Source organism: Spirulina sp. CCY15215 (genome assembly GCF_016888125.1).
In the GTDB taxonomy this organism is placed as follows: domain Bacteria; phylum Cyanobacteriota; class Cyanobacteriia; order Cyanobacteriales; family Spirulinaceae; genus CCY15215.
In genome coordinates this window covers 20915-28873 of sequence record NZ_JACSWA010000353.1, presented here as the reverse complement: position 1 = coordinate 28873, position 7959 = coordinate 20915, and the positions used below count along the sequence as shown (strand labels likewise).

8 protein-coding genes are annotated in these 7959 nt (G+C 44.8%); 3 read left to right on the top strand and 5 right to left on the bottom strand.

Going from position 1 to position 7959, the window contains the following annotated elements; translation table 11 throughout:
* The first annotated feature begins 133 nt into the window (after positions 1-133).
* Positions 134-469, top strand: coding sequence for a type II toxin-antitoxin system PrlF family antitoxin (locus JUI58_RS08845; protein WP_204103402.1), 336 nt, complete (start codon positions 134-136; stop codon positions 467-469).
* A 2-nt stretch (positions 470-471) separates the two neighbouring features.
* Positions 472-996, top strand: coding sequence for a type II toxin-antitoxin system YhaV family toxin (locus tag JUI58_RS08840; protein ID WP_239121345.1), 525 nt, complete (start codon positions 472-474; stop codon positions 994-996).
* Positions 997-998: 2 nt separating this feature from the next.
* On the opposite strand, the gene folD is transcribed toward JUI58_RS08840, so the two are convergent.
* Complete coding sequence (gene folD / locus JUI58_RS08835; RefSeq protein ID WP_204103401.1) at positions 999-1868, bottom strand: bifunctional methylenetetrahydrofolate dehydrogenase/methenyltetrahydrofolate cyclohydrolase FolD; 870 nt, start codon at positions 1866-1868, stop codon at positions 999-1001.
* A gap of 59 nt (positions 1869-1927) precedes the next feature.
* On the opposite strand from folD, the gene JUI58_RS08830 reads away from it, so the two are divergent.
* On the top strand, positions 1928-2263 hold the full coding sequence (locus JUI58_RS08830) for a hypothetical protein (RefSeq protein WP_204103400.1): 336 nt from the start codon (positions 1928-1930) through the stop codon (positions 2261-2263).
* Positions 2264-2271: 8 nt separating this feature from the next.
* On the opposite strand, the gene opcA is transcribed toward JUI58_RS08830, so the two are convergent.
* The 4 genes from opcA to fbp all read right to left on the bottom strand — a co-directional run bounded on the left by opcA (position 2272) and on the right by fbp (position 7754).
* Entirely contained in the window at positions 2272-3642 is a 1371-nt protein-coding gene (opcA, locus tag JUI58_RS08825; protein ID WP_204103399.1) for a glucose-6-phosphate dehydrogenase assembly protein OpcA, read from the bottom strand.
* Positions 3643-3738: 96 nt separating this feature from the next.
* Complete coding sequence (gene zwf, locus JUI58_RS08820; protein ID WP_204103398.1) at positions 3739-5268, bottom strand: glucose-6-phosphate dehydrogenase; 1530 nt, start codon at positions 5266-5268, stop codon at positions 3739-3741.
* A gap of 127 nt (positions 5269-5395) precedes the next feature.
* The gene (tal, locus tag JUI58_RS08815) at positions 5396-6544 is read right to left on the bottom strand and encodes a transaldolase (RefSeq protein ID WP_204103397.1); all 1149 of its coding nucleotides are present in this window, start codon (positions 6542-6544) and stop codon (positions 5396-5398) included.
* Positions 6545-6668: 124 nt separating this feature from the next.
* The gene (gene fbp / locus JUI58_RS08810; RefSeq protein WP_204103396.1) at positions 6669-7754 is read right to left on the bottom strand and encodes a class 1 fructose-bisphosphatase; all 1086 of its coding nucleotides are present in this window, start codon (positions 7752-7754) and stop codon (positions 6669-6671) included.
* Positions 7755-7959: the final 205 nt, after the last annotated feature.

The window sequence follows — 7959 nt, the reverse complement described above, 5'->3', positions numbered from 1 at the left end:
GTTGTTTAGTTAGATACAGTAATTGTCCTGTTAAAAGTGCAATACAAAAGCACCCTAATTAAACAACTCCAAGGCGATAACGAGACTAATATAAAGCTGTCCTATAAGGACGGGGTTTCTACCCGTTTTTCTGATGACTGAAAAAAGTATTTGGAAATCAAGCCCTAGCCAAACAGATCGATATCAAGCAATAATTCCGTGTCGCATACGGGCAATTTTGGATTGGGTATATCTCAGTATTATAACCCTAGGTTCGTCGTTGGGCTTCATTTCTAGAGAGTCAGTAAAGTGTAATAACTATGAAGAAGAACTAATCGTAGATCAGTTCTTAAGTCTTCTCTCTCAGGATATTCAAGAAAATCCTCAAAATGTTCAAATGATCGATGCAAAGTTAGTGAAGCACATTCAATCATTAGTTGCCGATGCTAACATCGATCTAAATGCACCATTATCTGAAGAGGATGAATAGATTTGTCTGAGAACTGTTCGTTAGAGATTAATGAATGGAATATTTTTGCTCATCCTCTTTTCCTCGAACAATTGGAAGAACTTCTGATACGAGTAAAAAATTTACGCGAGAAATATCCCGATCGCTACCAAAATAAAAATGATTTCAAACGTTTAGCAGCTATTGCTAAATTAGCATTTGAAATCATCCCTCAAGATCCGACAGATAGTAAATATCGTCAAGGTAACACTCTAGGAAAAGATTACAAGCATTGGTTTCGCGCAAAATTCTTTCAGCAGTACCGATTGTTTTTTCGATATCACCAAGAAAGTAAAATTATTGTTTTTGTTTGGGTTAATGACGAAAATACTAAACGCGCTTATGGGAGTAAAACTGATGCGTATCAAGTCTTTAGAAAAATGATTAAGAATGACAATCCTCCCGATGATTGGGACATACTTCTCAGAGAAGCTAAATCGCAAAGCGATCGCTTAGAAAAGTTATCGGGAGACATAGCCGAATCAAGAATTAGACAAGATGAAAAATAAAGTCAATTTTCAATTTTCCGAGCATAACTTTCCACAGTATTATATAATAGCATAGCAACAGTCATCGGTCCAACTCCTCCCGGTACAGGTGTAATAAATTCTGCTATTTCTTTAACATTTTCAAAGTCAACATCCCCCACCAAACGCGATTTTTCTGTCTCTTCATCAACAACGCGATTAATCCCAACATCAACAACGATCGCCTCATTCTTGACCATATCTCGCGTTAACAAATTTGGTCTTCCCACAGCAGCAACAACAATATCAGCATTGCGAGTAATACTTGCTAAATCTTGCGTGCGAGAATGAGCAATAGTAACCGTTGCATCTTTAGCTAACATCATTAATGCAAGAGGTTTTCCCACTAAAATACTGCGTCCAATAATAACAACATTTTTGCCCTTTAATTCGATATTATATTCTTGTAAAAGACGCATCACCCCCGCAGGAGTGCAACTTTGCAAACCCGCTTCTCCTCGTAGCAAATGCCCCAAATTAACGGGGTGCAAACCATCTGCATCCTTATCGGGATCGATCGCGTGTAATAATGCTACAGAATCTAGGCGATCGGGGAGAGGAAGTTGTACTAAAATACCATCAACCCGTTCATCTTCATTCAATTGCTGAATAACTTGCGTTAATTCTGCTTGAGAAATTTGTACAGGAAAATGTCTCCCAAAAGAAGCCATGCCAATTTTCTTACAAGCACGTTCTTTATTGCGAACATAAGCAGCACTTGCAGGATTATCTCCTACCATAAGAACCGCTAAACCAGGGGGGCGATCGCACTTAGATTGTAATTCTTCAATACGAGTTTTTAATTCTGTTTGAATTTTTTTCGCAAGGGTTTTACCATCAAGAATAATCGGCATTTTTGGTTAGGGGTTTGGAAACCAAACCCGTACAGGGGTTTGAATTTTAGGAGGAAATCGTGGTTAAATTAAAAAGTTTTGTTTTTCCTTTATTATTGCTGGGTTTAACCGGCTGTAATGCCGTCGGGACAAACCAGATCGATCGCCTAACCCCGCAGTCAGCAGGTAAAATTATATCCGTTAGCGGAGAAGCGATCGCCCAGGCACCCTTTCTCGATCGCGGTGCCTACCAACTGGAAAACAAACGCGGGCAAATTTGGGTCATGAGTAACCAAACCTTGCCCGCGATCGGGGCGATCGTTAAAGTTCGGGGTCGAGTGGAATACAAAAGCATCCCCCTCGACGGTCAGGAATTCGGAGAAATTTACCTCCAAGAACTAGAAAGAGACGAATAAAAAGACAATTATTCATCCTTGAGTAACGCCAAAATCTGATTGGCAACATTCATGCTTTCCTCATAGAGAACTTCCCGTCCCCAGCGTTGTAACTGCTGCCCGAGTAGCTGCTCTGTCTTTTGATCCGCAAGAGAACTCACTTGATTGACCCGACAATTTTGAGCGCCGCCACTAGCCTCCATTCGCATACAACCCGTCGTTTCCGAACATAAAACCGTACAACAATCAGCGTTGTGATTAGTAGAATTTAATTTCAAACTCACTAAATCACCGGGAATATCTCCCCAATCTGCCGTAGGAATCCCCGCCAATTCTGCTTCAATTTCCCGGTGTTCTTGTCCGAGAAACTTAACCCGGCGAATATCGTAATCTCCGCCTTCGTATTCATAGGCGATCGGCTGCCATTGTAAGCGACTGGCCAACCATCCCAGATAGAGTAAGGCTTGAGAAGGATTGCCCTTTTCATAATCCACCACAACGCGATCGATCTCCCAAATGTCCGCCCGACGTTCTGGAGGATCGAAGGCTTCAGCAGATAACTCTTGCCAGGCAGAAATCCGTCGCCAATTGAGGTCCGCGATCGCCACATCCTTCTTAATCAAATTGCCAACATGATTCATATCCTTTTCCGGACGGCTAAAGGTACTCGAATCGACGATAACGTTATCGCAAATATCCGCCAAACGATTGAAGAGGGGAAATCTGGGTCGTGGCGTGGCCTTCCACCAGAGAAACTTCGGTAAATCGGGAATGAGAAGTGCCTCAATTACCCCGCTAATGCGCTCTAACGCATCTGCCGTTCCGCTTAGGGTGATATACTCGCAACAGACCAAAGTGCTGCCTCCTCGCTTCTGAATAGGGCAGTAGGCTGAAACTTGAACCGATATGCCCTTGTCTTCTCCGAGAATCGGACAAATGGTGACAATACGACAGGGATTAGAAGCTGCGATCGCATCGGCGAGTCCGGCACCTTCAGAGTCAGGAGAGTACTGAAGTGCCGTTCGCAAATTTTCTGGGGTTTGCTTATCGATATCCGTGAGTTTCTGGAACTCCTGTTGCAAGCGTTCTGCTAAAACAGCATCATTTTTCCCTGTAATGCTTAACCCGTAGGCTTTTTGGGCGGCTTTAATTGCCGATTCCGTCCGCGCCCCAGCAATACCATCAATCGGTCCGGTATAAAATCCCAAAGCCGATAAATATTGTTGCGTACCATCGGGTTCGTAGACCACAAAACTAAACGTTGTCGCCCGAGTTGCGGCGGGTCCGTCTTCGCCAGTTCCGTAACTTTGCCAAATCTCTTGCAAGGACGCTTCAATATCATCAATCGATACATCCTTCGGGGCTTGCAAGGAAACTAAAGGAGGCGCTTCTGTAGCCATGTTTAATAGTTGATAGTTGATAGTTGATAGTTGATAGTTGGGGATGGATGTAGGGACGTAGCAGGCTACGTCCCTACATACCTATGATCTGCGTTCCTACAATCTGCGCCAGCGACGGCCATCGCGGTTGATGAAAAATTCCGCCTCCGTTGGCTGCCATGTTCCCGCTTCATATTGCGGCACCGTACTGGGGTCGGCGGGGGCATCCCAAGCGCTTAAAGCAGGCGTAACCACCCGCCAGGCTTCTTCCACTTCATCGGCGCGGGTGAAGAGAGTTTGATCCCCTAACATACAATCCAATAAGAGGCGATTGTAAGCGTCTGCTGTTGCCATACCAAAAGACGAACCGTAACTAAAGTCCATATCCACCGATCGCGTCCGCAAGTTCGCCCCTGGCATTTTGGCTTCAAAACGTAGAGAAATCCCCTCATTCGGTTGAATTCTCATGGTGAGAACGTTAGGGCTGGTTTGCTGTGCCGCAGACTGGAAGATGAGTAAGGGAACTTCTTTAAATTGGATGGCAATTTCAGTGACTTTTTTAGGTAATCGCTTCCCCGTTCGCAGATAAAAGGGAACCCCATTCCAGCGCCAGTTATCCACCTCCAATTTCATGGCCACAAAGGTCGGTGTGGTGGATTCGGGGTTAACATTGGCTTCTTGGCGATAACCGGGGACGGGTTTACCCTTCATCCAACCCTCAGAATACTGTCCGCGAATGGCCGAACGATCTAAATTGTGGGTATCTGCCAGGCGAGTTGCTTGCAAAATTTTCACCTTTTCGTTACGAATGCTATCCGCATCGAGGGAGTTTGGCGCTTCCATTGCGGTAATGGCAAACAATTGCAGGAGGTGATTCTGCACCATATCCCGCAAGGCACCAGAGGTTTCGTAATATCCTGCCCGATCTTCGACTCCCACGGTTTCGGCGACGGTGATTTGGACGTGATCGACAAACTGCCGATTCCAGAGGGGTTCAAATATGGCATTGGCAAAACGAAAGACCAAAATATTCTGGACGGTTTCTTTGCCGAGGTAATGGTCAATCCGATAAACTTGTTCTTCGTGACAAACTTGTTGAACGACTCGGTTTAAAGATTTGGCACTTCCTAAATCTTTCCCAAAAGGTTTCTCGATTACAACGCGATGCTTGACGGGATCGCTTATCATTCCAGCCGCCCCAAGATTTCTTAAACCGGGTTTGAAGAATTGCGGCGACACTGATAAATAGAAAACGCGATTGCCTCGCGTTCCTCTTTCTCCATCCAATTCAGCCAAGAATGCTTTTAATTTTTCATAACTTTCGGGTTGATCCATATTACCGGAACAGTAGTATAAACCTTTGGCAAATTCATTCCAGAATTCTTTGCCACCCAAACCACCGCCAAATTCTTCAATGCCTTTCCGCATATGTTCGCGGAAGTAATCGTGACTCCAATCTCGACGGGCAAAACCAACAATGGTAAGTTCTGGGGGGAGTCGGCGTTCTTGTTTGAGTCGGTAAATGGAAGGGACGAGTTTGCGTTGGGTCAGGTCGCCGGATGCCCCAAAAATGGTGATAACTAGCGGTTCGGCGGTGCGTTCTTGTTGCAGCCCCATGCGGAGGGGATTTTCGAGTAGTGTTACCATGTTTCAATTATCAATTATGCGGTTATCGATCCCCCCCAGCCCCCCTTAATAAGGGGGGTGTAGGAATTTCCTTAATAAGGGGGGTGTAGGAATTTCCTTAATAAGGGGGGTGTAGGAATTTCGCGATTTAAACGGCAGCCAATTGCTTGACTTTCGTTTCGAGGGAAGCCATGAGGGAATCAAAGGGTTTGATGAATTTGTCGATTCCTTCTTCGAGAAGTTCAGCCATGACTTCATCAAGGTCGATCGCCACATCAGAATCTTTGAGGGTTTCGATATATTTGTAAGTGGTATCGAGGTCGGATTCAATGCGGTTGGCGGGATCGCAGCGATCGGCGCAGGCTTCGATGGTGTCGGGAGGAAGGGTATTGACGGTATTTTCCCCAACTAACCCGTCAACATACATGACATCGCTGTAATCGGGGTTTTTGGTGCCGGTACTGGCCCAGAGGAGGCGTTGAATGGTGGCACCCTTGGCGGACAATGCTTGCCAGCGATCGCCTGCGTGAATCTTTTTGTACTCTTGATAAGCAACTTTGGCATTGGCGATCGCAATTTTGCCTTTGAGGGCGATCAATTTCCCGGCTGTATCCTCGCTAACCCCTTCTTTGAGTTTGGCATCCAGCATTTTATCGATTTTCACATCGATACGGCTGAGAAAGAAGCTGGCAACGGAGGCAATTTTACTGATATCTTTACCTTCAGAAACCCGTTTTTCCAAACCCCGAATATACGCCCAAACCGTATCGATATAGCTTTGGACAGAAAAAAGCAGGGTGACATTAACATTAATACCTTCCGCAATGACGGCTTCAACGGCGGGCAATCCTTCCGAAGTACCGGGGATTTTAATCATGACGTTTCCCCGACCGATCGCCTTGTAATAACGAATCGCTTCTTTAATGGTACTTTCGGTATCTTTAGCCATAGTGGGAGGAACTTCAATGCTGACATAGCCATCGAGTCCTTTTGTTTCCTCATAGACGGGTTTTAAAACATCGCAAGCATTGCGAATATCGTCAAATATGAGGGATTCGTAAATTTCCAGGGTAGATTTCCCCGCTTTAATTCCGGCTGCGATATCTGCATCGTAAATCTTGTTCCCCGCGATCGCCTTCTCAAAAATCGCTGGGTTAGAGGTAATACCGAGAATTCCCCTCGTCCCCATCAGTTCTTTGAGTTGTCCGGATTCAATTAAATCTCGACTTAAATTATCCATCCAAATACTTTGATGGAATTCTTCTTCAATTTGCAAGATAGGATTAGCGACTGTCATAAAATTAAACTCCTGATTATTGATTATTTGAGATAACAAGTAATGAGTAATAAGTAATGAGTAATGAAGCGAGAGTCTGTATATTTCATCACTCATCCCTTATTATTCAGCCTGCATTCTTTTTTTACTGCACCGCGATCGGTTCTGTTTCCTCCCGTTTGGTACGGTCTTGAATAAATGATTCCACCAAATTTACATCTTCTGTCGAACCGATAATTAAAGGGGTTCGCTGATGCAGCTTTTGGGGAATGAAATCTAAAATATCTTCACGACCCGTACTAGCACGGCCTCCCGCTTGTTCCATCAAAAAAGCTAAAGGTGCGGTTTCATAAAGTAAGCGCAATTTTCCCTCTGGTTTTTTGACGGTACCGGGATAGAGGAAAACACCTCCTTGTAAAAGAATGCGGTGAAAATCTCCCACCAAAGCCCCACTATAGCGAGCCGTATAGCCCTCATGACGATGGACGTAACGGTTATAGTCTCGAATCGATTCCTCCCATTGCCAGAAATTTCCTTCATTGACGCTGTAGACGGGACCATGTTCGGGAATTTTAATATTTTCTTCAGCTAAAATAAATTCTCCTAAACTGGGATCGAGAATGAAGGAATGAACGCCATTGCCCACGGAGTAGACTAAAACTGTTGAGGGTCCATAAAGGATATAACCCGCAGCGAGTTGCTTATGTCCGTCTTGGAGCAAATCTTGTGCTTTTCCGTCTAGATCGTCCCCTTCCTGCTGGCGAATGGAGAAAATTGACCCGACATTCAAATTAATATCAACGTTAGAAGAACCATCAATGGGGTCATAGAGTAAGGTATAACGACCGATGGGGCAGTTTTCGGGGATATAGTAGGGGTCTTCCATCTCTTCCGAAGCAAGGCGACAAACTAAGCCACTTTGCTTGAAAACCGAGATAAAAACCTCATTAGCGTACAAGTCCATGCGCTTAACGGATTCTCCTTGTACGTTGGTTTCTCCTGTAAATCCCAACGCATCCGCCATTAAACCCGCCCGACTCAAGCGCTTGGCAATGAGCTTGCCCGCTAAGGCAATGCGGTTCATAATGGCGCTAATGTCCTGCGCCTCGGGAGATAGGAGGGAGGAGGCTTTTAGGGTTTTAACGGTTTGTTGAAGAACGTGGCGAGAAAGGGTGGTACAATCCCGGTCTAAGGTTAGTTCATGAGTTAAGGTCTGCTCTGAATTTCCCATAATGTCTTTTGAGTTTCCTCTTGAATTTTCTCTTTTTTTGTGAGTTGAATAGAGGAGAGCAGCCTTAATATTGGGTTTTAGGAACTAGCGTCTAGCAATGATTAGTGCTGCGATCGCAATTTGTGCATCGTACTCAACGATATCCGACAAGAAGCTCTCCCTATATTCTTAATGATAGGGATGCTTTTCGAGAACGACGGAGAAC

What these genes read in the sequence shown, in the direction of transcription:
- JUI58_RS08845 (WP_204103402.1), top strand. Translation starts at nt 134, where the DNA reads ATGACTGAAAAAAGTATTTGGAAATCAAGCCCTAGCCAAACAGATCGA.
- folD (WP_204103401.1), bottom strand. Translation starts at nt 1,868, where the DNA reads ATGCCGATTATTCTTGATGGTAAAACCCTTGCGAAAAAAATTCAAACA.
- opcA (WP_204103399.1), bottom strand. Translation starts at nt 3,642, where the DNA reads ATGGCTACAGAAGCGCCTCCTTTAGTTTCCTTGCAAGCCCCGAAGGAT.
- zwf (WP_204103398.1), bottom strand. Translation starts at nt 5,268, where the DNA reads ATGGTAACACTACTCGAAAATCCCCTCCGCATGGGGCTGCAACAAGAA.
- tal (WP_204103397.1), bottom strand. Translation starts at nt 6,544, where the DNA reads ATGACAGTCGCTAATCCTATCTTGCAAATTGAAGAAGAATTCCATCAA.
- fbp (WP_204103396.1), bottom strand. Translation starts at nt 7,754, where the DNA reads ATGGGAAATTCAGAGCAGACCTTAACTCATGAACTAACCTTAGACCGG.